Here is a 25,750-nt window from a genome sequence, read left to right as displayed (position 1 = left end):
AACCGGGACGACGCGGGATGGCGATGAAACTGACGGTGGGTGGGGCTGAGATCGCCACCCTGCTGGACCGCGCGCCGCCGGGCCTGCGCGTCCTGTCGCTCGACTGTTTCGACACGCTGATCTGGCGGACGACCCACGCGCCGCGCGACGTCTTTGCCTGTATCGACCATCCCGGCGGCGCGATGCAGCCGCGGATGTGGGCGGAAGAGGCGGCGGCAAAGCAGCAGGCGGCGCGCGGGCGCGGCGAAGTGCTGCTGTCCGACATCTATCGCCGCCTGCACCCGCGCGTCGACGCGGCCGCGATCGACGCGCTGGTGGCGCGCGAACTGGCGCATGAGGCCGATCACGCCTTTGCCTTCACGCCGGTCGTCGCGCTGATGACGGAGGCGAAGCGGCGCGGGCTGACGATCATCATCGTCAGCGACATGTACATGACCGAGGCACAATTGCGCGCGCATATCGCCGCCGCGGCCGGGGCCGATGTGCTGGCGATGATCGACCATGTCTTCGTGTCGGCCGCGCACGGCGTCGCCAAGGGGAGCGGCCTGTTCGATATCGTGCTGGACGTGGTGGGTGTCGCACCGCAAGCGGTCCTGCACATCGGCGACAACCGCGCGGCGGATCATGACGCGGCATCGGCGCACGGGCTGAACGCAGTGCATTTCCGGCAGTTCGCACCCGGTGTCATGACGCGGCTGCGGCAGGAAGCGGCGGTCGCGGTGATGACGAATGCGCGCGTGCAACAGGATGTGCCGACCTGTCAGCCGCACCGATCCGCCATCGCGCTGCGTGTTGATGACGACCCGGCCTATGTGCTGGGCCATGACGTGCTCGGGCCGGCGATGCACAGCTTCGCGCTATGGCTGAAACAAGAGGTCGATACGCTGTCGGCGCGGCTGGGGAAGCCGGTCCGTCCGCTGTTCATGATGCGCGACGGATATCTGCCGTTCCTGGCGTTCGATGCGCTGTTCCCCGATGCGGGCGCGCGGCCGGTCGAGATCAGCCGGCTGGTCGCGGCGAGGGCGGGTATTCAGGATGCCGCCGCGTTGGAGGCGTTCGTGCAGGAGCGGCTGGAGGTGATGCCGCTTTCGGCGCTTGCCCGGCAGGTCTCCCTGTTCGCGCCGGAAATCGCCAAGGTCGTCAAGGGTAGCGATCTGGCCGCCGATCGTATCGCGTTTACCCGCTTCATCGCCCGCGGCGAGACGCGGGCGAAGATCCTGAAGCGCAGTCGTCAGGCGGGCGACCGGTTGATGGCGCATCTGCGTCGCGCCGGCGTGGCCGAGGGCGATGCGATCATGCTCGTCGACCTGGGGTACAACGGATCGGCGCAGAACCTGCTGACCCCCGTGCTGCACGACCGGTTCGGTCTGGACGTGTCGGGCCGGTATCTGCTGTTGCGTGAAGAGCAGGTCACGGGTCTGGACAAGCGCGGCATGCTCGATACCCGCCATCACGAATGTCGGGTGCTGCACGCGATGTCGTCGGCGGTCGTGATCCTCGAACAATTGTGCAACGTGGCGCAAGGGTCGACCACCGACTTCGCGGCCGACGGCACGCCGCTGCGCGAGGCGGTCGACGGCAAGGGACGGACCAGCGCGGTGCGCGAGGCGGTACAGGCGGCGTGCATGGATTATGTGCGGACGGCGACGGACGGCATCCACTGGCCGGCGCGGTCGGACACGCTGGACGCGCGCGTTCAGGCGGCATCGGCCACGCTGGCGCGCCTGTTCTTTCTGCCGGGCGCGGACGAGCTCAAACTGTTCGAGACGTTCGATTACGACGCCAATCTGGGCACCGATCAGGTCAGCCGGCTGTTCGACCCGACAGTTGCGGAGGCGGGCCTGCGCCGGCGCGGGATCGGCTATGTCGATGAGGAGCGGCGGATGTATGTCGCCGGCGAAATCCAGGGGAAGGGGTTGCCGCTGTCGATGATGATGCTGTCCAGCCTGCGCTTCGGACTGGATCTGCGCGGCGAGGATTTCGAGGTCGGCGGGTTTGAGGTGCCGGTCCTGTTGCTGGGGAGCAACGATCAGGGTGTGGTGCCAATGACGGCATGGCCGACGATCGACGGCTATTACCGGCTGGTCGTGCCGGTGGGGGCGGGGCAGTTCGTGCCCGGCGTCCAGCTTGGCGCGGTCTGCGAGATGGTGCAGATCGAGTCGATCGCGTTCCAGCGGGTGGCTGATATCGACACCGCGACGACGTGGCGGGCAGACGAGACCCGGCCGGTGCTGGACGAGATGGACGAGGTCGGCACCGGTGTGTTCCGGGCGGGCGAGGGCGCGCTGGTGATGGTGCCGCCACCGCCCGCCCCTGATCCGCTGGCGTTGGTGATGGTGTTCCGACCGCTGGTGTTGCGGCATGGCGCGGCGGCCGGTGTGGCGTCGGCCGCGCCAGCGCGACGGGCGGCCTGAACCCTAACGCTGGCGGGCGCGCTGCAACCGTCCGGCCAGACGCCGCGCGACACCGCGAGGCATGAAGCGCACACCACCGGCCGTCAGCGCGTTCATCCGGCCTGACACCGCCACCGCGCGGTTTGCGGCGATGGCGGCCAGGCCGTCGCGCACCACCGCGTCGCTGTCGCTGGCGAAGCGCTGGAACAGGGCGCTGTCGGCCATGCCCGCGACGTCGGCGAATTCGGTGCGGGTGGGGCCGGGGCAGAGCGCGGAGACGTGGACGCCGTGGTGCTTCACCTCCTCGTGCAATCCCTCGGAAAAGCTGAGGACGAACGCCTTGGTCGCGTAATAGACGCTCATCCACGGCCCCGGCTGAAACGCGGCGATCGACGCGACGTTCAGGATGCCGCCGGCCCGCTTCGCGATCATCGCCGGCAGGACCGCATGCGACAGGGCGACCAGCGCGCGGCAGTTGAGGTCGATCATCCCCGTCTGCATCGCGCCGTCCAGATCGGCGAAATCCCCGCGCGCGCCATAGCCGGCGTTGTTGACGAGCAGGTCGACCGACAGGCCGGCGGCGGCGATGGCGGCCGTCAGGTCGGCGGGCGCGGCGGGATCAGCCAGGTCGGTGGGGATGACCGTCACCGACACGCCGTGGGTCGCGCGCAGCCGGGCGGCCAGCACCTCCAGCCGGTCGGCGCGGCGGGCGGTGAGGATCAGCGTGTCGCCGCGTGCGGCTAACGTGGTCGCGAAGCCTTCGCCAAGGCCGGCCGAGGCACCGGTGATGAGGGTCGTGGTCATCGCGTCACCCTGCGCCGATGGTCGCGGACTGGCAATGCGCCGTGCTATACGATCTCGAACAGCCCCGCCGCGCCCATGCCGCCGGCGGTGCACATCGACACCACGACATAGCGGACGCCGCGCTTGCGCCCCTCGATCAGCGCATGGCCGACCAGCCGGCTGCCGGTCATGCCGAACGGGTGGCCGACCGCGATCGCGCCGCCGTTGACGTTGTATGTCTCGGGGTCGATGCCGAGATGGTCGCGGCAATAGAGGCATTGCGACGCGAACGCTTCGTTCAGTTCCCACAGGCCGATATCGGCGACCGACAGGCCGGCGCGGGCAAGCAGCTTCGGGATAGCAAAGACCGGGCCGATGCCCATTTCGTCGGGTGCGCAACCGGCCGCCTGGAACCCGCGATAGATGCCGAGGATATCCTTGCCTTCGGCCTCCGCCGTGGCGCGGTCCATCAGGATCTGAGCCGACGCCCCGTCCGACAACTGGCTGGCGTTGCCGGCGGTGACGTGGCGGCCGGCGGTGGTGAAGTCGCCGCCGGGCCAGACGGTCTTCAGGCCGGCGAGTCCCTCGACCGTGGTGCCGGCGCGGATGCCCTCGTCCTCAGTCAGCGTCAGGGTTTCGCAGCCGGTGCGGGTGCCGGCCTTGTCGAACAGCGCCCGCTCGACGGTGATGGGCACGATTTCCTCGGCGAACGCCCCGTTGGCGAGGCCGGCGGCGGCGCGTTGCTGGCTGGTCGCGGCATAGGCGTCCTGCGCCTCGCGGGTGATGCCATAGCGATCGGCGACGATCTCCGCCGTTTCGATCATCGGGATATAGGCGGCGGGTTCGTGCGCCAGGACGCTCTGGTTGACGTAGCGCGGCGCATCTTTCGTGACGGTATAGCTGATCGACTCCATCCCACCGGCCAGCGCCACGTCGACCTCGTCGCAAATGATCGAGCGCGCGGCCATCGCGATCGCGGTCAGGCCGGACCCGCATTTGCGATCAAGCGTGAAGGCGGGCACCGATTGCGGCAGCGCGCCCGCGAACACCGCCATGCGGCCGGCATTGCCCCCTTGCGTCCCCCACTGGTTGCCGACGCCCCAGAACACCTCGTCGATGCGCGCGGGGTCGATGCCGGCCCGGTCGACTGCGGCGTTCATGACATGGCCGGCGAGCACCGGAGCTTCGGTCGCGTTGAACGCGCCGCGATACGCCTTGCCGATAGCGGTACGGGCGGTGGACACGATGGCGGCTTCACGCATGACATGGCCTTTCGAAAATCGGGTATGGCTATGCCTGTAGCGTGGTGGGTAGGCGGAGGATAGGGGGTGTGCTTACCGCGCCGGCACCGCCCGCCGCTGTTCCAGCAGCCAGCGCCAGAGCGCATCCTCGTCATAGGCCGGTTCCCACGACCCGTGGTTGGTGGCCGGGTACAGCGTCAGGCGCGGCTGGACGGTCAGGCCGGGGCAGGCGCGGATCGCCTCGACCATCGCAAAGCTACCGACCGGCCGCACGATATCGTCATTGTCGCCGTGCAGCGCCCAGACGGGCATGTCCTTCAGCGCGCAGGCCCTGGCCGGATCGCCGCGCCCCGCAACCGGCACGACGGCCGCGAACAGGTCGGGGCGGGCGGTGGCCCAGGCCCAGCTGCCATGGCCGCCGCGCGACAGGCCGGTCAGGTAGATGCGGGACGCGTCGACGCGGTAGTCCTTGCGGATGCGGGTCAGCAGGCGTTCGAGCTTCACCTGATCCCAGTCACCACCCTCCTCCAGTTGCGGGGCAATCATCAGGAAGGGCGCGCCGGGGTGCCGCGCGATGATCTTCGGCGGGCCGTTGACCTTGACCTTCTCGATGTCCGACCCGCGCTCGCCGGAGCCGTGGAGGAAGATGACCAGCGGCCATTGCTGCCGGGGCATCGCGGCGTATCCGCGCGGCACGAACAGCTGGTAGGCATAGTCGCCGGCCCGCACGGGGGCTTGCGCGGTCTGCGTCCCTTCCGTGCTTTGTGCGGCGGCCGGCGTCGAGAGGGCGAGGGCGAGCGCCAGCATGGTCCTCATGACAACCACCCGCCGGTGAAGCCCGCGCGTTCGAGGCCGCGGCGGATGTGCGGGTTCTTCCGCATCGTCTTCCACACCAGCCCCGTGCGCCAGTTCTCGATCCCGCAGACGATCGGCCCCTGGTCGATGCCGAGATAGTCCGTGTCGACCCAGCCGACGCCGGGGACGATCCTGCCGTGGCGCAAGGGATCGGTAGTGGCGGTCAGCGTCGGGTTGAACGCGTCGAAGAACCCGTATTTGCCGTAGATGCCCTGGCCATAGCGCGCGTGCATCGCCTTCGCCGCCGGTTCGACGATGTCGGGGGCGAAGGCGATCGAGCCAAGCGCGGCGGTCGGCGCGATGGTGCCGTCGTCGCGCTCGCCGGGGCCGCGCGCGGAATAGCTGAAGAACGATCGTTCCTTGCCGCCGATCATCTCCTTGAAGTCACCGGGACCGTCGCAGGCGGTCAAGCCCCAGATGTCCTGCCCGTAATCGCGCCAGCCGCCGGGATTGGCGATGGCATAGGCGCGCTGGGCATGGGTCGCGCGACGAGTATTCTCGAAATAGTCGATGCCCTTGGACGCGATATAGGGATCGCGGATGCCTTTGAAATCTAGCCACAAATGGCTGTACTGGTGACCGAACATCGGTGCGAAGGCGAGGTGGGGTTCGCCCCATGTGGTCGACCAGCTCTGCTCGAACGCCTGCGTCAGCGCGCGCCAGGTCGACGGCGGCAGCGGGTGCGTCGGCGAGGCCAGCGCCAGGATGTAGAGCAGCATCCCCTCGTTGTAGATATTCCAGTCGCTCTTGATGAAGCCGGTTTCGGGGTGCCAGCCCATCGAGACGAACGGCGGCCGCGGCACGGCCCAGTCCCATTCGACCGCAGCGTACAGCCGTTCGGCGATCGCGCGGATCTCCGCCTCGCCCGCGTCCGCGCCGTCGAACCAGCTTTGCGCGAACAGGACGCCGCCCAGCAACAGCGTGGTGTCGATGGTCGACAGTTCGCAGCGCGCGAACCGCTGGCCCTTGGTCACGCCGAGGAAGTGGTAGAAGAAGCCCTTGTAGCCGCTGAACCCGGTCGCGCCATCGCCCATCGGTGCGGTGCCGAGGAAACGCAGCGTGGTCAGCGTCCGGGCGCGGGCCTGATCGCGGGTGATCCAGCCGTGGGTGACGCCGATCGGATAGGCGGTGAGCGCGAAGCCGATCGCGGCGATCGAGGAAAAGCTGGGGGTGGGCCAGCGATCGAGCGCCAGACCCATCTCGGGGTCGGTAGTGTCCCAGAAAAAGCGGAACGCGCGCTCCTGAATGTCGGTCATCAGGTCGGGGGTGGTGGCTTGGCCGGCCGGGGTCGTGCGCGTGGTCGCGCAGCCACTGGCGAGCGTGGCGAGGCCGAGGGCGGTGGTAGAGAGAAATCGACGCCGGCTGGTCGCATGATCGGTCATGGCGGGCTGGCTCCTTGGGATTTACGCAGAACAAAAAAGGGGCGGGCGGGCCGAAGCCTGCCCGCCCCAAAACGCGGACTAGAAGCGGTACCCGGCGCGGAACTGGATGCGGCGGGGCAGGGTGATCGTGCTGGTGCCAATCTCGCTGCGGACCAGCGGGTCGGTAGCGCTGAAGAAGCCATCGAAGCCGCTGAAGTTCTTGTTGTTGAACGCGTTCAGCACGTCGACCGCCAGCTCGACCTCGTGGTTGCCGAAGATCTTGGTCTTGTTGGCCAGCGTTACGTTGACTTCGCAGAAGGCGAACAGGCCCTTGATGCAGTTCTTCAGCGGATAGGCGCTGGTCTGACGGAGCTGGCCGGCGTCGAAGCCGGCGGTGGCATCGGTCACGGCATAGGCCGCACCCGACCCCAGCGTGGTTAGCGTCGACAGCTGGAAGTTGGCCGGCAGGTCGACGATGCCGGAGAACACGACCCGGTGACGCTCGTCGCCGGGGCTTGGCCGCCAGCCATAGGCGTCCGGCGTGAGGCCATCGAGGCTGAACAGGTCGCCGCCATTCTTCTCCGCCTTGCCGAAGGTATAGGCGATGTTCATGCCCCAGCCGCTCGACTGGGTGTAGTTCTTGTCCAGCGTGAAGTAGATCGCCTTGTAGCGGGTATCGAGGCCGTCATAGCCGACGATGACGTTGGAATACCCGTTGGCGACCGCGCTGGCGGTGTTGCAGCAATTGCCAAGTCCGTTGTTCTGCCGGGTGGCGAAGATGTTGGTATAGCCGTTGCGACCACGCTGGTAGGATGCGGTCAGTGCCGCTTGGAACATGCCGACCTTCTGACGGATGCCGAGGCTGACCTGATCGTTGACCGGGGGCTTCGCGTCGTTCTTCACCGCGAACAGTTCGGGCAGCCCCTGCGTCGAGGTGGAGGCCAGTGCCAGCAGGCCGTCGCGGGTCAGGTAGCTGGGGTTCCACGCGACCGTCGGCAGGCCGCTGCGCGGTGCGCCGTTCGCCGAGAAGCGGAACACGCCGATCGGGTTGATCGTGCGACTCAGTTCGTCGACCGTGTTGTTGAAGTTGTTGCGGTCGTAATAGCGTCCCAGACCGCCGAAGATCACGGTGCGCTGATCGTCATTCAGATCATACGAAAAGCCGAAGCGCGGTGCGAAGGCGTATTTGAACGGTGACCGGTTCTTGCCGGTCGAGATATAGTCTTCCGGGTTGAAATAATAGGTCGAGGGCAGCGACCGCAGCGTTGCCGCCGCGGCTGGCGGCGTGACGTAGTCGTTGTTGAAGCCGTTGAACTCATAGTCATAGCGCAGACCGATGTTCAGCTGCAGCTTGTCGGTCGCGTCCCAGTCATCCTGCGCATAGAAGCCAAGCTGGGTGTTCGATCCGAAGATGCGGCCGTTGCCAAGGCCCAGACGCGCCTCCGCCGGGAAGGCGATGGTCAGGTTGTTGTCGACCTCGGTACGGAAATCGTAGCGTGGCTGGATATAGGACTGGTTGTTGAACTCGATGTCGGTCACCTCGACACGCGCGCCGACCTTGATCGTGTGGCCATCGAACTTCGTCCAGGTCACGTCGTCGCGCAGCGTGTAGCTCTGCTGCACCTCGCGACGGGTCGAATCCTTGCCGCCGAAGGTGATGAGACCCTGATAGGCAAACGCCGGCAGATCGGGGTTCAACGACGTCGGATTGAACTTGTAGTTCAGATAGTTGACGTTGACCTCGTTGACGAAATCGGTGCCGGTGTAGGTCCACTTGAACAGATAGGTGTCGACCGTGTTGATCTTGTTTTCGGCCGCCGAATAGGCGGTTTCGCCGCCGAAACCCTGAATGTCGGTTTCGGTGCGGCGGCTGTACGACAGGTCGAACACCTGGTTCGAATCCGGCGTGAAGGTCAGCTTGCCGAAGTAGAAATCGCCGCGGAACGGGCTGACGAACGCGCCTTCATAGTCGCTGATCTGGCGGCCGGTGATGGTGGCGAAATTGGCGCGCTGTGCGGCGGTCGCGTTGGACTGCACGTTGAACGCACGATCCTGATCGTTGCCCTCATAGGTGCCGAAGAAAAACAGCTTGTCCTTGATGATCGGGCCACCCAGCGCGATGCCGTACTGCTTGCGCTCGAACGCCGGCTCCGGGCGGTTGAGTTGCTTGTCGAAATACGCCTTCTGGGTCAGGCTCTTGTCGGTATACTGACCGAAGACTTCTCCGTGGAACTCGTTGGTGCCCGACTTGGTGACCGAGGTGATGATTGCGGAGCCGGCCTGCTCGTATTCAGCCTTGTAGTTCTGCGTCAGGACGCGGAACTCCTGCACGGCCAGCTGGCCGAACGGGTTGCCGCGGCTGTTCTGCTGGCCGGCGACGCCGCCCTCGCGCAGCTTGTTCTTCAGGGAGACGCCGTCGACGAAGACGTTGACCTGCGATGCAGAAGAAGCGCCGGCCGAAAAGCTCTTGTCCGTCTCGCTGTCATTGTAGCGCACGCCGGGGGCGAGTGCTGCGAACGACAGGAAGTTGCGGTCGGTCTGCGGCAGGCTGCGGATCTGCGCCTGGCTGACGTTGGTGGCGATTTCGGAGGTCTTGGTTTCGACCAGGCGGCTGCCGGTGACGACGATGTCGCCGCCTTCGTCCGCGGCCACGCCGCCATCGGTCGCCGCCGTCGTCGTCGGCTCGGCTACCCCCAGCGTCGCGTCGAGGCTGGCGGACTGGCCGATGCCGACCACGATCGCCTTCGAAAAGGTTTCGCCGCCTGGACCGGTGATGGTGATGGTGTATTGCGCCGGGCGCACGCCGTTCAGCGTGTAACGACCGCTGGCGTCGGTCGTCGCGCGCACCGTCTGGTTGGTGCCGGCGTTGACCGCCGTGACGGCCGCGCCCGAGACGGCGGCCCCGGCGGCGTCGCGCACCTGACCGCGGATCGACGCGGTGGTGGTCTGGGCCTGTACGGGGGTGCTGAGCAGCGCGGTGCCGCCAAGAATGGTCGTCGCGGCCAGCGCGGCGCGCAAGCCCATGGTGCCGAAGGTCTTCATTTCAGTCTCCCCTTTTCCCGGTGGCCCGGATGTGTCGTCATGTCTTCCGGTCGCCGAGCGCTGGAGGCGCGAACGACGAGCGATGGAATTAGTAGCTCCGGCGTGGCCGCGATCGGCGTCGCCTGCGTGATCGCGGCGACCAGCAGGTCGAGCGTACGTTCGCCCAGCGCCGCCATGTCGACGCCAAGCGATGTCAGGCCGGGCGTGACGTAATGCGCGACCGGCACGTCGTCGAAGCCGACGATGGCGATGTCATGCGGCACCGATACGCCGGCGCGCACCAGCGTGCTCATGCAGCCGATCGCCATGATGTCGTTGGCGCAGAAGATGCCGTCGATCACCTCGCCGCCGCCGCGCGCAGCCACGATCGCTTCGGCCGCGTCGATGCCCGACTGTTCGCCGAAATCGCCGTCGAACACGCGCACGGGTGTCGGCAACAGGGCGGCGACGGTCGCGCGGAAGGCGTCGGCGCGGTCGTCGGCATCGGCATTGCCGTGCGGTCCGCGGACATGGGCCAGCCGGGTGCAGCCCTGCGCGACCAGATGCCGCGCGGCGGCCGCCGCCCCCGCCCGCCCGTCAATGCCGATACCGGCATGGCCGCCGGGCTGGCCCGTGGTGCCGCCGCGTCCGTTCAGGACGACGGTGGGCAGGCCGAGCGGCAGGTGGCGGTCCAGGAACGCGCCATCGGCCTCTGGCGACATGATGATGAGTCCGTCGACCCGGCCGCGCATCGCCCGGATCGCGGTGGCGGTCTCATCGGTCGCGCCGTGCATGTTGGACAGCAGCAATTGCAGCCCGCGCCGGTGCGCGGCGAAGTCGAGACCGCGAATGACCTCGGAAAAAAACTCGCCGAACAGGTCGGGCAGGACGACGCCGATCGAATTGGATCGCCGGGTCGACAGGCTCCGCGCGCCGAGATGGGGGACATAATCGAGCGCGGTGGCGGCGGCGATCACCCGGTCGCGGGTGCCCGGCGCGACGCTGGCGTGGCCGTTCAGCGCGCGGCTGGCCGACGCGACCGAAACGGCGGCGTGGCGCGCGACATCTCTGATCGTGGCGGTGGCCATGGCCGCGTCCTGCATCCCTCTCCTGACACCGCATTTTTTCGCGCGGTGATGGATCCGGGCCTCACGCTGGGTTGCGTGTGTAACCGTTTCCATGGAGTCTGCGTAACCGGTTCCATGGCCGCGCGCCAAGCCCGAAAATGCGGCATCCTGTCACTTTGATGAGCAGCGTTGCTCGCCTGCAACGGTTTTGCCGCTTTCCGGGCGTCGGGCTTTTCGGCAGGGTCGGCGGCGACCCCCGCCGGGTGGCGGGAACGAACCGGGAGCCGCCATGCACAGCGTTACCACCATGATCGACGGGCATGTGGCGATCGTCACCTTTGCGAACCCGGCCCACAATCACGCGACGCTGGCGATGATCGCGGCGATCGGCGCGGCGTTCGATGCGGCCGATGCCGACCCGGCGGTGCGCGCGATCCTGCTGCGGTCGGAGGGGCGGGTGTTCTGCGCGGGGGCCGATCTGGTCAACGCGAACCCGGTGGAGGACGGCGTGGTGCCGGGCGCGCGCAACCCCTTCTATGTCGCCGCCGCGCGGCTGTTCGCGGTGAAGACGCCGGTGGTGGCGGCCGTACAGGGCGCGGCGGTGGGGGCGGGCCTCGGACTGGCGCTGGTCGCCGATTTTCGCGTGGCGACGCCGGCGGCGCGCTTCGTGGCGAACTTCGTGCAGATCGGCTTCCACCCCGGCTTTGGCATTTCGGCGGTGCTGGAGCGCGTGATCGGCCGGCAGCGCGCGCTGCTGATGGCGCTGACCGCGCGGCGGATCCGTGGCGATGAGGCGGCGGCCTGGGGGCTGGCCGACGCGGTCGTGGACGCGGATGCGCTATACGATACCGCGTTGGGGCTGGCGCGCGAGATCGCGGCCGGCGCGCCACTGGCGGTGGGGTCGACGCGCGCGACGATGCGTGGCGACCTGCACGCGCTGGTGCTGGCGCAGACCGACCACGAACTGGCGGAGCAGGCGTGGTTGCAGACGACCGAGGATTTTGCCGAAGGGGTGCGCGCGGTAGCGGAACGGCGGCCGGGGCGGTTCGTCGGGCGGTGAGGGGGGATTTGGGGTGCTGCCGCACAGTCCGTTCGTCCTGAATAGCTGCCGAGCTTGTCGAAGCGGCGTATCGAAGGACAGGTTGTTGCGCTGGGCCTGTCCTTCGATACGGGTTCCTTCGACTGCCTGCCAAGGCAGGCGCTCAGGACGGGCTTTGCCTTCGCTCAAGCCCCTGCTCAGGATGAACGGGTGAGGGGGCTTCCCCTCACCGCATCAGCACCAGTTCCTCGGCCATCGTCGGGTGCAGCGCGATGGTCGCGTCGAAATCGGCCTTGGTCAGCCGCGCCTTGACCGCGATGGCGGCGGCCTGGAGGATTTCGGGCACGTCGGGGCCGATCATGTGCAGGCCGACGATCCGGTCGGTGTCGCCGTCGCAGATCATCTTGTACAACGCGCGTTCGTTGCGCCCCGCCAGCACGTTCTTCATCGGGCGGAAGTCGCTGGTATAGACCTTCACCGACCCCAGCGTCTGGCGCGCCTGCGCCTCGGTCATGCCGACGCCGGCCATCGGCGGGTGGCTGAAGACGGCGGCGGGGATGTTGTCGTAATCGACCCGCACCGACTTGCCGCCATAGGTGTTGTCGGCGAACGCCTGTCCCTCGCGGATCGCCACGGGCGTGAGCTGCACCCGGTTGGTCACGTCGCCGACAGCATAGATGCTGGGGCAGGTCGACTGGTTGTCTTCGTTGACGATGACCGCGCCGTTCGCGTCCAGTTCGACGCCGGCGCTGTCCAGCCCCAGGCCGGTGGTGTTGGGGATGCGGCCGGTGGCGAACATCACCATGTCGACGACCGCCGGCTCATGCCCCTTCATGCGGACGGTCAGGCACCCGTCCTCGCCCTTGTCGATCCCCTCGAACCCGGCGTTGAAGCGGAACTCCAGCCCCTTGGTCATCGAGATCTGGAGCAGGCGGTCGCGGATGCTCTCGTCATAGCCGCGCAGGATCACGTCGGTCCGGTTGATGAGGATGACGTGCGCGCCGAACTGGTGAAAGATGCCGGCGAACTCGTTGGCGATATAGCCGGCACCGGCGATCAGGATCCGCTTCGGGATGGTGTCGAGATGGAACACCTCGTTCGAGGTGATGCCGTGTTCGGCCCCCGGGCAGTCGGGGATGGCGGGATGCGCGCCGACCGCGATCAGGATGCGCTCGGCGGTGACTTTCCGCCCGTCGCTCAGCGTGACCTCGTTGGGGCCGGTGACGACCGCGCGCGACAGGATGATGTCGACGCCGTTGCTGTTCAGGGTGTTGGTGTAGGCCCCATTGATCCGGTCGACCTCCTCCATCACATTGTCGCGCAGGACGGACCAGCTGAAATCGGGCTGTTCGGGCACGTTCCAGCCGAACCGCTTGGCGTCCTTCAGATCCTCGGCGAAATGCGCGCCATAGATGAGCAGCTTCTTGGGCACGCAGCCGCGAATGACGCAGGTGCCGCCGACCCGGTATTCCTCCGCCACCGCAACACGCGCGCCGTACGCGGCAGAGACGCGCGCCGCGCGGGTGCCGCCGGAGCCGGCACCGATGACGAACAGGTCATAGTCATAGGTCATGTGTCGCTATCCCGGTGTCGGTGGGGTCATGGTGCCCCGTCATAGGTGCGCCATTTGGGGCAGGGGGCGGGGCGGGACAAGGCCGGGGCTTCGATCAGTGTGATCGGATGGGAAGCTGACGTAAGCTTTGTCTGTTCTCCCGCCTGCGCGGGGAAACGTGGAGGATGCGTCTCTAGTTACCTCCCCGGCGGAGGCCGGGGTCCAATTGGGAATGCAGATGTAACGGCGCTATGTCCGTCGTTACGCAACGTCTCCCAAATGGACCCCGAATGGACCCCGGCCTTCGCCGGGGAAGTGCCTGGGGTGGGAAGCGGAAAAGCTCCTACCCGAAGGCGCGGGCGATCAGATCCTCGGTGGACGGGTCGAAGGACTGGCCGCCTTCGCCCGCCGCCTTGGCCATTTCCTTGCCCAGCTCGACGCCGAACTGGTCGAACGCGTTGATGCCGAGCAGGACCGCGCTGACGAAGGTGCGCTGTTCGTAGAAGGCGATGAGCGCGCCCAGCGTGCGGGGGTCAAGCTGGTCGAGCAGCAAGGTCGACGACGGGCGGTCGCCGGTATAGCTGCGCGCCGGATCGCTGACCTGCTTGCCCTTCATCAGCGCCGCGCCTTGCGCGAACGCGTTCAGCAGCAGCTGGCGGTGATGCTCCTCGGCCAGCGTGTCGCCGCCCTCGATCACCGCGACGAACTCGACGGGGACCAGGTGCGTGCCCTGATGCAGCAGCTGGAACACCGCGTGCTGCGCCTCGGTCCCGACGCCGCCCCAGGTGATCGGCGCGGTCGGGCGACCGACGGGATCGCCGTCGACGGTCACGCCCTTGCCGTTCGATTCCATTTCCAGCTGTTGCAGATAGCTCGGCAGCAGCTTCAGCCGCTGGTCATAGGCGAAGGTCGCGCGCGTCTCGGCGTGCCGAACCTGCGTATAGTAAAGGTCGGCGAAGGCGGCGAGCGCGGGCGCGTTCTCGTGCAGCGCGGTCAGGCGGAAATGGCGATCCATTTCGCCCGCACCCTCCAGCAGTTCCTCGAACGCGTCCCAGCCGAGCGCCAAGGCGGCCGGGAAACCGATCGACGACCAGAGCGAATAGCGCCCGCCGACGCTTTCGGAAAAAGGCAGGACGCGGGTTTCGTCGACGCCCCATTCGACTGCCTTGTCGGGCGCGGCGGTCAGCGCGATGACCTTGCCATACGGATCCTCGACGCCGTGCTCGGTCATCCATTGCAGCGCCGACGTCGCGTTCAGGATCGTCTCGGTCGTGGTGAAGGTCTTGGACGCGACCACCAGCAACGTGGCGGCGGGATCGAAGCGCGCGAACGCATCCTCCAGCGCGACGCCGTCGATATTGGCGACGATCGCCACGTCGTAGCGTTTGTCCTCGCGACCCAGCGCGTCGATCAGCAGGTCGGGGCCAAGCGCCGATCCGCCGATGCCGACGTGCAGGATGTGGCGGATCGGCCCAAGCGCCTCGGCCTCGATCGCGTCGATCAGCGTGCGCATCCGCTGATGGAAGGCGCGCGCGCGGGCCACGCTGTCGGGTGCGCCCTCACCGCGTTCGGCGGTGTGTTCGACCGCGCGATCCTCGGTCACGTTGATGTGCGCGCCGGAGAACAGCGCCTCGCGCTTGGCCGCCAGCCCCTGCGCCTTGGCCAGCGCCTCGAACGCGGTCACGGCGTCCTTCGTCAGATGCGTCTTCGACCAGTCGAAATGGATGCCCGCGACGTCGAGGCTGAGCATCGACAGGCGATTGCTGTCCTGGTCGAACAGGTCGACCAGCTTGGTGGCGGGCAGGGCTTCGATGGCGGTCCAGTCGGCGGTCATGCGCGTGTCTCCGGGGAAGGCGTTCCGCTCGCGCGTTAGCGAGGCGGGCAGGGAATTGCCACTTTACGCAGGCGTCAACACGTCGGCTCGTAACAATGTTGCACAGGGCCGGCACGATCGGGCGCATTTCAGCCCCTGCTTGACGCCGGACCCGCGCCCCAGCAAACCGCGCGATCATGGCCAGATCCAAATCGCCCGCCCGGTCCGAGACGTCGGAAACTCTGCGCTTCCTGCTGAAGCTGGCGCTGTTCATCTTCGTCCTGCGCAGCTTCGTGTTCGCGCCGTTCAGCATCCCGTCCGAATCGATGCTGCCGCGCCTGCTGATCGGCGACTACCTGTTCGTGTCGAAATGGAATTACGGCTATTCGCGCTGGTCGCTGCCCTGGGGGGTGCCGCTGATCCCCGGCCGGATTTTGGGGCGCGACCCGACGCCGGGCGACGTGGTCGTGTTCCGCGCGCCCGTCGTGCAGGACCATGACGTCATCAAGCGGGTGATCGGCCTGCCCGGCGATACGGTGCAGATGCGGCAGGGGCAGGTGTTCCTGAACGGCAAGGCCATTCCGAAACAGCGGGTCGCCGATTTCACCCTGCCGCTCACCCCCAATTTTGATGCCAAATTGTGCGTCGCGCCGTTTCAGGACGTGGATGCTGCGGGCGTCGCCATCTGCCGCTATCCGCGGTTCCGGGAGACGTTGCCGAACGGGCGCAGCTATTTCGTGCTCGATCAGGCCGAGCTGCCCGACCGCGACGACACCGAAATCTATACCGTGCCGGCGGGACATGTATTCGTGATGGGTGACAACCGCGACGACAGCGGCGACAGCCGGTTCGCGCCGCCCGCCGGCATGGGCATGGTGCCGATGGACCATCTGGAGGGCAAGGCGGTCGTCAATTTCTTCTCGACCGACGGCAGCGCGGGGCTGTTGCCGTGGACGTGGTTCAGTGCCGCGCGGTGGAGCCGGATCGGAGAGGGGTTCTGAGCGATCTTTCGACATGGCTGACCGGCCTGTTCGGCCGGACGCCCGCCGACCTTGCCCCCTATGCCCGCGCGCTGACGCATGGCAGCCAGGCGGTCGAGACCTATGAACGGCTGGAGTTTCTGGGCGACCGGGTGCTGGGGTTGATCGTCGCCGAATGGCTGTACGAGACGTTCGGCGACGAGCCGGAGGGGCAGTTGTCCAAACGCTTCAACGCGCTGGTCACCGGGGCGGTCTGTGCCGAGATCGCGCGCGAGGTCGGCGTGCCGGTGCACCTGCGGCTGGGCAAGCAGGCGCGCGACGACGGCGCGTCGAACAGCGACAATGTGCTGGGTGACGTGATGGAGGCGCTGATCGGCGCGTGGTACCGCGAGGCGGGGCTGGACGCGGCCCGCGCCTTCGTCCGCGCGCGCTGGGGCGACCGGGTGAAGAAGGGCGGCAAGGCCCCGCAGCATCCCAAGTCGGCGTTGCAGGAATGGGCAGCGTCGCACAACCGCCGCCCGCCCGAATATGCGATCATCGAACGGTCGGGCCCGCATCATGCGCCACGCTTCACGGTCGCGGTGACGATCGGCAAGCAGGCCGAGGCGCAGGCGACGGGGGCGAGCAAGCAGGAGGCGGAGACGGCGGCGGCGAAGGCGCTGCTGGCGAAGCTGGAGGGGTAGTTCCTCCAGCTTCCGGGTTCCTTCACCCCGTTCGTCCTGAGTAGCCGTTGAGTAGCGGCGCAGCCGCGTATCGATACGGCGTATCGAAGGATGGGGAGTATGGGCGGCCTGTCCGTCCCAACCTGTCCTTCGATACGGGGCTTCGACTGCGCTCAGCCCCTACTCAGGACGAACGGGAGGCTGCCCACACCCCCCGCACCCTTGTCCTTCCCCCCATAATCCGCCATCGCCTTTGCCCATGAACGAACAGAAATGCGGCCTTGTCGCGATCGTCGGTGCGCCCAACGCTGGCAAGTCCACCCTCGTCAACGCGCTGGTCGGCCAGAAGGTGGCGATCGTCAGTCCCAAGGCGCAGACGACGCGGGTCCGCCTGATGGGTGTCGCGATCGAGGGCGACACCCAGTTGCTGCTGGTCGATACGCCCGGTATCTTCGAGCCGAAGCGCCGGCTGGACCGCGCCATGGTCGCCGCCGCGTGGGGCGGGGCGGAAGGGGCCGATGTGCTGGCGCTGGTGGTCGATGCCAAGGGCGGGCTTGGCGCGAAGGTCACCGACATCGCCGAGTCGCTGAAGGACCGGCCCGAGCCGAAGCACCTGATCCTGAACAAGGTCGACCTGGCCGACAAGGCCAAATTGCTGCTCCATGCCGAGCGGCTGAACGCGCTGGTCCCGTTCGTCGAGACGTGGTTCGTCAGCGCGCACACCGGCGACGGCCTGCCCGAGCTGAAGCGCGCGCTGGCCGACCAGATGCCGGTCGGCCCGTGGCACTATCCCGAGGATCAGGTGTCCGACGCGACCGAACGCAGCATGGCCGCCGAAGTGACGCGCGAGCAGATCTATCTGCAACTGCACGCCGAACTGCCTTATGCCAGCACGGTCGAAACCGAATCCTATGCCGAGCGGCAGGACGGATCGGTCGAGATCCACCAGCAGATCCTGGTCGAGCGGCCGACCCAGCGCGCGATCATCCTGGGCAAGGGCGGCGCGCGGATCCGCGAAATCGGCGCGCGCGCGCGGGCGCAGCTGACCGCGCTGATGGACCGGCCGGTGCACCTGTACCTGCATGTGAAGGTGAAGCCCGGCTGGGACGAGGACCGTCAGGTGTTCCGCGATATCGGGCTGGACTGGGTCGACTGAGGGCGTTTGCGGGCGCGAAGTTGACGACCTGCATCAGAGACGGTGTCGTTTCGTCAACTTCGGGACGGGGATGGGTGATGCGGGCGTTGGTGGAGCGGTAAAGGGCTGGCGCGGGCGTCATAGTCAATGGGTCTGCCGCGCGATTTCCAACATTGCCAGCGCTTATCCGCCTTACCCGTCATTGCGAGCACAAGCGAAGCAATCCAGGGCGTCTTGCCCGTGGCTCTGGATTGCTTCGCTTGTGCTCGCAATGACGGGGGGCATGTCACGCTATTCCGCCCAGCATCTCATTCACCCACGCCGGCACCAGCGTGCCGGCCGGGCCGATCCGGGTGCGGTCGAAATAGATACTGCTGGCCGAGGGATCGAGGTTCAGTTCCAGCGTCGCCGCGCCATGATGCCGCGCGGTCCGCACGAACCCCGCCGCCGGATAGACCGCGCCCGACGTGCCGATCGACACGAACAGGTCGCACGTCGCGATGGCGGCGTCGATCCGCTCCATCTGGTACGGCATTTCGCCGAAGAACACGATGTCGGGCCGCAGCGCCGGGGCCGCGCAGGCGGGACAGGTCAGCCGGTCGTGCATGTCGCCCGCCCACGGCATCCGCGTGCCGCACGCCGCGCACAGCGCCGACAGCAATTCGCCGTGCATGTGCAGCATCCGCGTGGCCCCGGCGCGCTCGTGCAGATCGTCGACATTCTGCGTGACGATCAGCAGGTCGCCCGTCCAGACGCGGTCGAGCCGGGCCAGCGCGTCATGCGCGGCGTTCGGCCGAACCTGCGCCAGCGCCGCGCGCCGGGCGTCGTAGAAGCGGTGAACCAGCGCCGGATTGGCCGCCAACGCCTCAGGCGTGCACACGTCCTCGACCCGGTGCCCCTCCCACAACCCGTCCGGTCCCCGGAAGGTCGCAAGACCGCTTTCGGCGGAAATGCCGGCCCCGGTGAGGACGACGATATTTTCGATGTCACGCATTGGGGAGGGTTAGTGGATTTGCGGATCGCACGGAAGTGGCGGTGGGTTAGCGGGCGTTCCCGGGGTAAAAGATGAACGCTTTTCCACGAGACGAAAGATCCCAGCCTTCTTCGAGGGCTAACCGTATGTCCTTCTCGACCAGTTTCGGGGTCACGGTCGGACGCTGTGGCACGGGCAGCGGACGGCCATCGCGGTCGGTGGGATAAGGATATTCGATCACAAGTTCCCGGCGAGCCTCGGCGGCTACCCTTACCGCGATACACAACCCCTTGTAGCCATCGCCGCTGTTGCTCCACTGTGGCTCGCTGACCAATGTCCAGTCGAGTGCCACGCCATCCACCGTCACGGCGCCCGCTATCGTGCGCTTCTTGCGCTTGGAATTCAGTCCCCCGGCCATGCCGCATCAGACTGAAACAATCGAACCATGTCAACGTCCGCCACCAGGCTGAAATGCCCGCCCCGGCGAGGATGACGATGGTGTCGGATGAGAGGATGGGGTGGGTGGCCGGACGTTGTTTCGGCGGGGTATCGCCTTAGCCCTGGTCCGGCGGGCCGCCATGCGCGGCAGCAGGGTCCATCCAGAACGGGCCGAAGCCGTGACCATCGGGATCCTCGAAGGCCCGGCTGTACATGAACCCCAGATCCTGAGGCCCGTGCACCTCTCGTCCGCCCGCTGCGACCGCCGCCGATGCGATCGCATCCACCGCGTCGCGACTGTCGAATGACAGCGCATAATGTCCGGTTGTGCTCGTCGTCGCATTGACGATCGTCTTTTCGGTGAATGTTGCGAAAAAGGGCTTGGCGAGCAGCATGACGTGGATCGAATCCGACCAGACCATCGAGGATGCCTGCTCGTTGCTGAACCGGTCGTTCCTTTCGAAGCCGATCGCTTCGTAAAAGGCCGTCGATGCAGCGACGTCGGCGACCGGCAGGTTGATGAAGATCCTCTTGGGCATCGACGTGCTCCTCGCGGCATGACGGCGGCGGCCGATTCGGCCGGTGTTGCCGATCATGCGCGCTTCGGCGTTTTCCGTCATCCCCATGGGTCGACGATCGCACCCCTCACCCCCGGTACCGCGTCTCCAGCAGATCGAGTTCGCGGATCATTTTCTGGGCGATCGCGCTGCCGATCTGGCGGTCGCGCAGCATGGCGAACAGGGCGTTGCGTTCGGCGCGGACGCCGGCGAGGCGCAGGTCGCGCTCGATCTGGTCGTGGCGGCGGGCGGTGCGGGCGCTGCCGTCGGGGTTCCGGCTTTCGATGCGTTCGCGGTACAGGTCGGTGATCCGGGCGGCGGCGGCCTCGACCATGTCGGCGTCGTCGCGGCGCTCCGCGCGGTCGTGCTGCGCCCGCTCGACCGCCTGGATACCGGCGCGGGCGGTGGCGATGCGCGCCTGATCCTCCTCCGCCTGTCGCGACGGTTCGGCCGGCATGGTCAGCCCGCGCAGCAGCAGCGGCAGGCCGATGCTGGCGGCGACCAGCGACACGATGATGACGCCGGCGGCCAGCGCGATGGCCAGGTCGCGCGCGGGAAACGGCGTGCCGTCGGCCAGTGTCAGCGGGATCGTCAGCACGCCCGCCAGCGTGATCGCGCCGCGCACGCCGGCGAACGACATCGCCCCGACCAGCCGCAGGTCGGGGCGGCGCAGGGGTATATCTTCCCGCCCGCGCAGCAGGGTCAGGCGGAACGACACCCACACCCAGACGAAGCGCAGCAGCGCGAGCGCGGCGGTGATCGCCAGCACATAGACACCCAGCCACCACGGACTGACGTGGTTGGTCAGCTTGACCGTGTCCCTGGCGACCAGCAGGATCGCGGGCAGCTGTTCGCCGAGCAGCACGAAGATGATGCCGTTCAGCGCGAACTGGATCGTGTCCCACACCGAATTGCGGCGCATCCGGGTGGCGGCCAGCGCCTGCCGCGAAATCTCGGCATAGGTCATCGTCACGCCAGCGGCGACCGCCGCGAGGATGCCTGAACAGCGGAGGTGTTCGGCCAGGATATAGGCGGCGAACGGGATCAGCAGGCTGATGAGGATCTGCGACCCCGTATCCTCGCCGAAGCGGCGCGACACCCACGCCTTGATCCGGGTGATGGTCAGCGTGACGGCAATGCCGACCAGCAGCCCGCCGATCGCCAGCCAGGCAAAGGTCAGCCCGGCCTGCGCCAGCGAGAAACTGCCGGTCAGCGCCGCCGCGATCGCAAACCGCAGGCAGACAAGGCCGGATGCGTCGTTGAGCAGCGATTCGCCCTCCAGGATGTGCATCATCCGCTTGGGGATCGGCACGCGCGCGGCGATGGCCGACACCGCGATCGGGTCGGTCGGGGAGACGACGGCGGCGAGCGCGAAGGCGACCGCCAGCGGCATCGCCGGGATCATCCAGTGGATGAACAGGCCCATGCCCACCACCGTGAGCAGGACAAGCCCGAGCGCCAGTTCAACGACCGTCGACACGTCCTTGAGCAACTCGTCCTTCGGGATCCGCCACCCGTCGAGGAACAGCAGCGGCGGCAGGAACAGCAGCAGGAACAGTTCGGGATCAAGTTCGACGCGCAGGTCGGCGGCGAGGCCCAGACCCGCGCCAAGCGCGATCTGCACCAGCGGTGTCGGCACGCCGACCGGCAACATGCGCGAGACGGCCCCGCTGACGACGACGGCCAGCAACAGGACGAGGACGATCGAGAGGGATTCCAAGGCGTTCGTGTCTCCGGTCCGGTGGGCAGGCGGGGGTATTTGCATGGCGGGGGTCGATCCGTCGACCGGCGGGGCCGGTTTTTCGCGCAATCATGGCTCGTCGCATCGTGCATCGACCGCGCGAAGCCGGACCGGATTTGATAGGGGACCGGCCATGACGCTTCCGGTCCTCTATTCGTTTCGTCGGTGCCCCTATGCGATGCGCGCGCGACTGGCCGTGCTGGCGAGCGGCGTGCGCGTGGAATGGCGCGAGGTCGTCCTGCGCGCCAAGCCCGCGGCGATGCTGGCGGCGTCCCCCAAGGCGACGGTGCCGGTGCTGGTGCTGCCCGATGGATATGTGATCGACCAGAGCCTGGCGATCATGCGCTGGGCGCTGGCGCAGGGCGATCCGGCGGGCTGGCTGCGGTGCGACGATCCGGCGGCGGTCGCGGCGAACGATGGCGCGTTCAAGCATCACCTCGACCGGTATAAATATGCCGACCGGTACGGCGTCGACGCGGTGGTCCATCGGCAGGCGGCGCTGGACCTGCTCGCGCCGGTCGACGACCGGTTGCGCGGGGCGCCACATCTGGGCGGTGACCGGCCGGGGCTGGCCGATGCGGCCATCCTGCCGTTCGTGCGGCAGTTCGCCGGGGTCGACCCGGCGTGGTTCGGCGCGCAGGCGCTGGCGGGCGTACAGGGCTGGCTCGCCCGGTTCGTGGCGTCCGACGCCTTCGCCCGGATCATGGTCCGCGTGCCGCCATGGCAACCCGGCGACGCGCCCCGGCTGTTTCCGGCGGATTGATGCGGGCGGGGCGAGGTCGACAAGGACGGGGCGATGCGGAACGGATGCGACGGCCCGTCGTTCTCCCCGCTCTTCAGACACGCACGCCCGACCCGTGGCGCTCGATCGTGGCCCCACCATCCCAGCGCGGCTGAATCCATCATCATGACGGTTACCAAATCCCCTCGTGCGGCCGATCGCGTGACCCCCGCAGCGGACGATACGGCGGTGACGATGGCTGCGGCGGACTGGTATGCGCGGCTCCATGTCGAGGACGTGACACCGGAAGATCGGCTGGCCTTCGCCCGGTGGGAGGCCGCCGACCCCCGTCATGCGCGCGCGTGGAAGACCATTTCGCGGGCGTCGACCGGGCTGGAGCGGGACTGCGGCGACCGGGACGATCCGGCGGTTCAGGCGGTGCGGGCGGCGGTGCGGCGGCGGTTGGCGACCGATCGCCCCCGCTTCGCCGTGGTCGCCGCCGCCGCCGCCGTGGCGATGGCGGTCGCGGCGGCGGCGGTCGGGCTGATCGGTACTGGCTCTGCGCGACCGGTCGCCATGGATCGGGCCATGGATCGGGCCGTGGACCGGACCGACACCACGACCCGCGCGGGGTAAATCCGGCCCTGGCGGCGTTCTGAAACGGGAGCCGACCGCGTGGCCGGCCCCCGTTCGGTGTTCAGGCGACCGTTTCGGCGGGTTGCCATGTCGCCTTCGCCGTCCGGCCGCGCAGGGTCCGCGCAGCCTCCACCATCGCCGCGATCGCGGGGCGCACCTCCGCCCACCGCCGCGTCTTCAGCCCGCAATCGGGGTTCACCCAGATCTGGTCGGGCGACAGATGCGCCTGCGCCAGCGTCAGCAGCCGGACCATTTCCTCGACCCCCGGCACGCGCGCCGAATGGATGTCGTAGACGCCCGGACCAACCGCGCTTGGGTAGCGATAGCCGGCGAACGCGGCGAGCAGTTCCATCTGCGACCGGGCGGTTTCGATCGAGATGACGTCGGCATCCATCGCGCCGATCGACGGCAGGATGGCGTTGAACTCCGAATAGCACATGTGGGTGTGGATCTGGGTCGCATGGCCGACCCCGGCGGCGCACAGCCGGAAACAGTCGACCGCCCAGTCGAGATACGCCTGCCAGTCGCGGTGACTCAGCGGCAGCCCCTCGCGGAGTGCCGCCTCGTCGATCTGGATCGCGCGCGCGCCGGCAGCCTCCAGGTCGCGCACCTCGTCGCGGATCGCCAGCGCGATCTGGCGACAGCTGTCCTCGCGTGGCTGGTCGTCGCGCACGAACGACCAGTTCAGGATCGTGACCGGGCCGGTCAGCATCCCCTTCATCGGCCGGTCGGTCAGCCCCTGTGCATAACGCCACCAGTCGACCGTCATGGGCGCAGGCCGCGACACGTCGCCGTACAGGATCGGCGGCCGGACGCAGCGCGAGCCATAGGACTGGACCCAGCCGGCGCGGGTGAAGACGAAGCCCGACAGCTGTTCGCCGAAATACTGGACCATGTCGTTGCGCTCGAACTCGCCGTGCACCAGCATGTCGAGGCCGGCCTCCTCCTGCCACGCGACCGCGCGGGCGGTTTCGGCGCGCAGGAAGGCGGCATAGGCGGCATCGTCGATCCGGCCGGCGGCGTGATCGGCGCGCGCGCGGCGGACCTCGGCCGTCTGCGGGAAGGAGCCAATCGTGGTGGTCGGGAAGGCGGGCAGGCCGAGTGCGACGGCTTGCGCCGCCTGCCGCGTGGCGTGGCTCGCACCCCGGTCGCGCATCGCCGGCGTGGTCGCGGCGAGGCGGGCGGCGACCGCCGGATCATGGATGCGGGCGGCGGTGCGCCGGTTGGCGGCGGCGGTGGCGGATGCGGCGAGCGTATCGGCGACGCTGTCGCGGCCGTCGTTCAGCGCCTGCCTCAGCGTGGCGAGTTCGGCGATCTTCTGCACCGCGAACGCCAGCCACTGCGTCACCTCCGGGTCGATCGCGGTGTCGAGCGCGAGGTCGACCGGCACATGCAGCAGCGAGCAGGACGGCGCGAGCACGATGTCGCGGGTCGCCGCCACCGGCTCCAGCCGGTCGAGCAGCGCGGGCAGGTCGGCGCGCCAGACGTTGCGACCGTCGATCACGCCCAGCGACAGCAGCAGGTCGGCAGGGGCGGCGGCCAGCACCGCGTCGAGCTGGTCGGCACCGCGCACCAGATCGACGTGCAGCCCCGCAACCGGCAGGCCGAGCGCGAGCGACAGATTGTCGGCGAGCGGCCCGAAATAGGTCGTCAGCATCAGCTTGGGGCCACCGCGCGACAGGCGCTCATAGGCCAGTTCGAGCGCCGCGCGCTGGCGATCGTCGAGGTCGAGGACGAGGCAGGGTTCGTCGATCTGCACCCATTGCGCGCCGGCATGGGCAAGCTGCCCCAGCACGGCGGCGTAGATGCCCAGGACGGAATCGAGGAAATCGAACGGATCGACGTCGCGCCCCTTGGCCAGCGTCAGCCAGGTGACCGGGCCGAGCAGGACGGGGCGCGTCTCATGCCCCAGCGCCTTCGCCTCGCGGTACGCATCGACGATCTTTTCGGACGTCAACGCCAGTCGCTGCCCCGCGACCAGTTCGGGGACCATGTAGTGATAGTTGGTGTCGAACCACTTGGTCATTTCCAGCGCGGTGGTGCCCGACGCGCCATGGGCGCAGGACGTGTCCCCGCCACGCGACGACCCGCGCGCCATCGCGAAATAGGTGTCGAGACCGGCCTGACCATCGGCGGCGGCATAGCGGTCGGGGATGGCGCCCAGCATCAGGCTGGTGTCGAGGACGTGGTCGTACAGCGAGAAATCGGCCGATGGCAACCAGTCCGCGCCCAGCGCCTGCTGCCGCGCCCAGTTGGCGGCGCGCAGGTCGGCGGCGGTGGCGAGCAGATCGGCCTGCGCGGTGGTGCCGGCCCAATAGCGTTCGAGGGCGTGCTTGAGTTCGCGGCGCGGGCCGATGCGCGGGAAACCCAGTGTGGCGACGGTGACGGTCATTGTTCATTACCCCGATGAATGGGGCGGGACGACCAGGCCCGAGCGCCAGCGATCGCGCGGACGCTGCAAGGGGTACGCGACGACGAACAGACGACCAAGACCGGGCACCCCGCCGGAAGGACGGTATCTGTCGGGGCAGGTCTCCTGGCTCACGGGTCGGTGCGGTCGGCCTGGCCTTCCCGGCAGCGTTTCCGCCACCAGTGACACGTATCGGCCGCCGCTCGCCGCATACAGTTGCGGGGGCAGCGCCGGCCTTGGCCCGACGCCCCTGAAAGAGGCTGCGGCCGCACCGGCTTCCCGTCTTAGCTCCGCGCGTTGATACGCCCGGAGAACCTCGACGACGCATACGTCGCGCAAAGGCCGGGGCGGGTCAAGCGAGATATAAAGATT

General features: G+C 68.0%; 20 protein-coding genes and 1 riboswitch. Of the genes, 7 read left to right on the top strand and 13 right to left on the bottom strand.

From position 1 onward, the window contains the following. The first annotated feature begins 17 nt into the window (after nt 1-17). Nucleotides 18-2,414, top strand: a complete 2,397-nt coding sequence (locus ASE75_RS02135; protein WP_055928077.1) for a hypothetical protein — start codon at nt 18-20, stop codon at nt 2,412-2,414. 3 nt (nt 2,415-2,417) lie between these two features. On the opposite strand, the gene ASE75_RS02130 is transcribed toward ASE75_RS02135, so the two are convergent. The 6 genes from ASE75_RS02130 to ASE75_RS02105 all read right to left on the bottom strand — a co-directional run bounded on the left by ASE75_RS02130 (nt 2,418) and on the right by ASE75_RS02105 (nt 10,742). Beyond that, the gene (locus ASE75_RS02130) at nt 2,418-3,197 is read right to left on the bottom strand and encodes an SDR family NAD(P)-dependent oxidoreductase (protein WP_055928074.1); all 780 of its coding nucleotides are present in this window, start codon (nt 3,195-3,197) and stop codon (nt 2,418-2,420) included. Between the two features lie 44 nt (nt 3,198-3,241). Continuing rightward, nucleotides 3,242-4,438 carry an acetyl-CoA C-acyltransferase gene (locus ASE75_RS02125; RefSeq protein ID WP_055928072.1) on the bottom strand — a complete coding sequence of 399 codons (1,197 nt, stop codon included), beginning with the start codon at nt 4,436-4,438 and terminating at the stop codon, nt 3,242-3,244. A 72-nt stretch (nt 4,439-4,510) separates the two neighbouring features. Continuing rightward, nucleotides 4,511-5,233, bottom strand: a complete 723-nt coding sequence (locus tag ASE75_RS02120) for an alpha/beta hydrolase-fold protein (RefSeq protein WP_156340053.1) — start codon at nt 5,231-5,233, stop codon at nt 4,511-4,513. Then, entirely contained in the window at nt 5,230-6,654 is a 1,425-nt protein-coding gene (locus ASE75_RS02115; RefSeq protein ID WP_055928065.1) for a glucoamylase family protein, read from the bottom strand. The genes ASE75_RS02120 and ASE75_RS02115 overlap by 4 nt, the downstream gene beginning before the upstream one ends. A 78-nt stretch (nt 6,655-6,732) precedes the next feature. After that, nucleotides 6,733-9,675 (bottom strand): TonB-dependent receptor, encoded by a 2,943-nt coding sequence (locus ASE75_RS02110; protein ID WP_235512476.1) that lies wholly within the window; start codon nt 9,673-9,675, stop codon nt 6,733-6,735. Continuing rightward, entirely contained in the window at nt 9,672-10,742 is a 1,071-nt protein-coding gene (locus tag ASE75_RS02105; RefSeq protein WP_082463799.1) for a LacI family DNA-binding transcriptional regulator, read from the bottom strand. The genes ASE75_RS02110 and ASE75_RS02105 overlap by 4 nt, the downstream gene beginning before the upstream one ends. A gap of 268 nt (nt 10,743-11,010) precedes the next feature. Between ASE75_RS02105 and ASE75_RS02100 the strand changes: the two genes are divergently transcribed. Further along, nucleotides 11,011-11,781: an enoyl-CoA hydratase/isomerase family protein gene (locus tag ASE75_RS02100; protein WP_055928062.1), complete on the top strand. Its 771-nt coding sequence runs from the start codon at nt 11,011-11,013 to the stop codon at nt 11,779-11,781. A 205-nt stretch (nt 11,782-11,986) separates the two neighbouring features. Here ASE75_RS02100 and gorA read toward each other — a convergent pair whose 3' ends face one another. Together gorA and pgi are read right to left on the bottom strand one after the other, a co-directional pair. After that, nucleotides 11,987-13,333: a glutathione-disulfide reductase gene (gorA, locus tag ASE75_RS02095; RefSeq protein ID WP_055928060.1), complete on the bottom strand. Its 1,347-nt coding sequence runs from the start codon at nt 13,331-13,333 to the stop codon at nt 11,987-11,989. Nucleotides 13,334-13,655: 322 nt separating this feature from the next. Continuing rightward, nucleotides 13,656-15,146, bottom strand: a complete 1,491-nt coding sequence (gene pgi / locus ASE75_RS02090) for a glucose-6-phosphate isomerase (protein WP_055928057.1) — start codon at nt 15,144-15,146, stop codon at nt 13,656-13,658. Between the two features lie 176 nt (nt 15,147-15,322). On the opposite strand from pgi, the gene lepB reads away from it, so the two are divergent. The 3 genes from lepB to era all read left to right on the top strand — a co-directional run bounded on the left by lepB (nt 15,323) and on the right by era (nt 17,923). Beyond that, the gene (gene lepB / locus ASE75_RS02085) at nt 15,323-16,126 is read left to right on the top strand and encodes a signal peptidase I (protein ID WP_055928054.1); all 804 of its coding nucleotides are present in this window, start codon (nt 15,323-15,325) and stop codon (nt 16,124-16,126) included. Then, nucleotides 16,123-16,788 (top strand): ribonuclease III, encoded by a 666-nt coding sequence (gene rnc, locus ASE75_RS02080; RefSeq protein WP_055929254.1) that lies wholly within the window; start codon nt 16,123-16,125, stop codon nt 16,786-16,788. Before lepB ends, rnc begins: the two co-directional genes overlap by 4 nt. A gap of 238 nt (nt 16,789-17,026) precedes the next feature. Continuing rightward, nucleotides 17,027-17,923 (top strand): GTPase Era, encoded by an 897-nt coding sequence (gene era / locus ASE75_RS02075; RefSeq protein ID WP_055928050.1) that lies wholly within the window; start codon nt 17,027-17,029, stop codon nt 17,921-17,923. A 265-nt stretch (nt 17,924-18,188) separates the two neighbouring features. On the opposite strand, the gene ASE75_RS02070 is transcribed toward era, so the two are convergent. The 4 genes from ASE75_RS02070 to ASE75_RS02055 form a co-directional block, all read right to left on the bottom strand. After that, nucleotides 18,189-18,896: an NAD-dependent deacylase gene (locus tag ASE75_RS02070; RefSeq protein ID WP_055928047.1), complete on the bottom strand. Its 708-nt coding sequence runs from the start codon at nt 18,894-18,896 to the stop codon at nt 18,189-18,191. 46 nt (nt 18,897-18,942) lie between these two features. Continuing rightward, entirely contained in the window at nt 18,943-19,293 is a 351-nt protein-coding gene (locus ASE75_RS02065) for a hypothetical protein (protein ID WP_055928044.1), read from the bottom strand. Nucleotides 19,294-19,429: 136 nt separating this feature from the next. Beyond that, nucleotides 19,430-19,852, bottom strand: coding sequence for a VOC family protein (locus ASE75_RS02060; protein WP_055929251.1), 423 nt, complete (start codon nt 19,850-19,852; stop codon nt 19,430-19,432). A 106-nt stretch (nt 19,853-19,958) separates the two neighbouring features. Continuing rightward, the gene (locus tag ASE75_RS02055) at nt 19,959-21,590 is read right to left on the bottom strand and encodes a Na+/H+ antiporter (protein ID WP_200922294.1); all 1,632 of its coding nucleotides are present in this window, start codon (nt 21,588-21,590) and stop codon (nt 19,959-19,961) included. A 154-nt stretch (nt 21,591-21,744) separates the two neighbouring features. Here ASE75_RS02055 and ASE75_RS02050 point away from each other — a divergent pair, with 154 nt between their 5' ends. Together ASE75_RS02050 and ASE75_RS15990 are read left to right on the top strand one after the other, a co-directional pair. After that, nucleotides 21,745-22,374 carry a glutathione S-transferase gene (locus ASE75_RS02050; protein ID WP_055929244.1) on the top strand — a complete coding sequence of 210 codons (630 nt, stop codon included), beginning with the start codon at nt 21,745-21,747 and terminating at the stop codon, nt 22,372-22,374. Nucleotides 22,375-22,554: 180 nt separating this feature from the next. Continuing rightward, a complete protein-coding gene (locus ASE75_RS15990) occupies nt 22,555-22,968 on the top strand; it encodes a FecR/PupR family sigma factor regulator (protein WP_327196304.1) in 414 nt (137 codons plus the stop codon). 61 nt (nt 22,969-23,029) lie between these two features. On the opposite strand, the gene metE is transcribed toward ASE75_RS15990, so the two are convergent. After that, entirely contained in the window at nt 23,030-25,360 is a 2,331-nt protein-coding gene (metE, locus tag ASE75_RS02040) for a 5-methyltetrahydropteroyltriglutamate--homocysteine S-methyltransferase (protein ID WP_055928039.1), read from the bottom strand. Between the two features lie 117 nt (nt 25,361-25,477). Continuing rightward, nucleotides 25,478-25,712: riboswitch (cobalamin riboswitch) on the bottom strand. Between the last annotated feature and the right edge of the window lie 38 nt (nt 25,713-25,750).

The organism is Sphingomonas sp. Leaf17, assembly GCF_001421505.1.
Classification (GTDB): Bacteria; Pseudomonadota; Alphaproteobacteria; order Sphingomonadales; family Sphingomonadaceae; genus Sphingomonas.
Note: the sequence above shows the minus strand (reverse complement) of the source record. Positions and strands in the feature narration are given on the sequence as shown.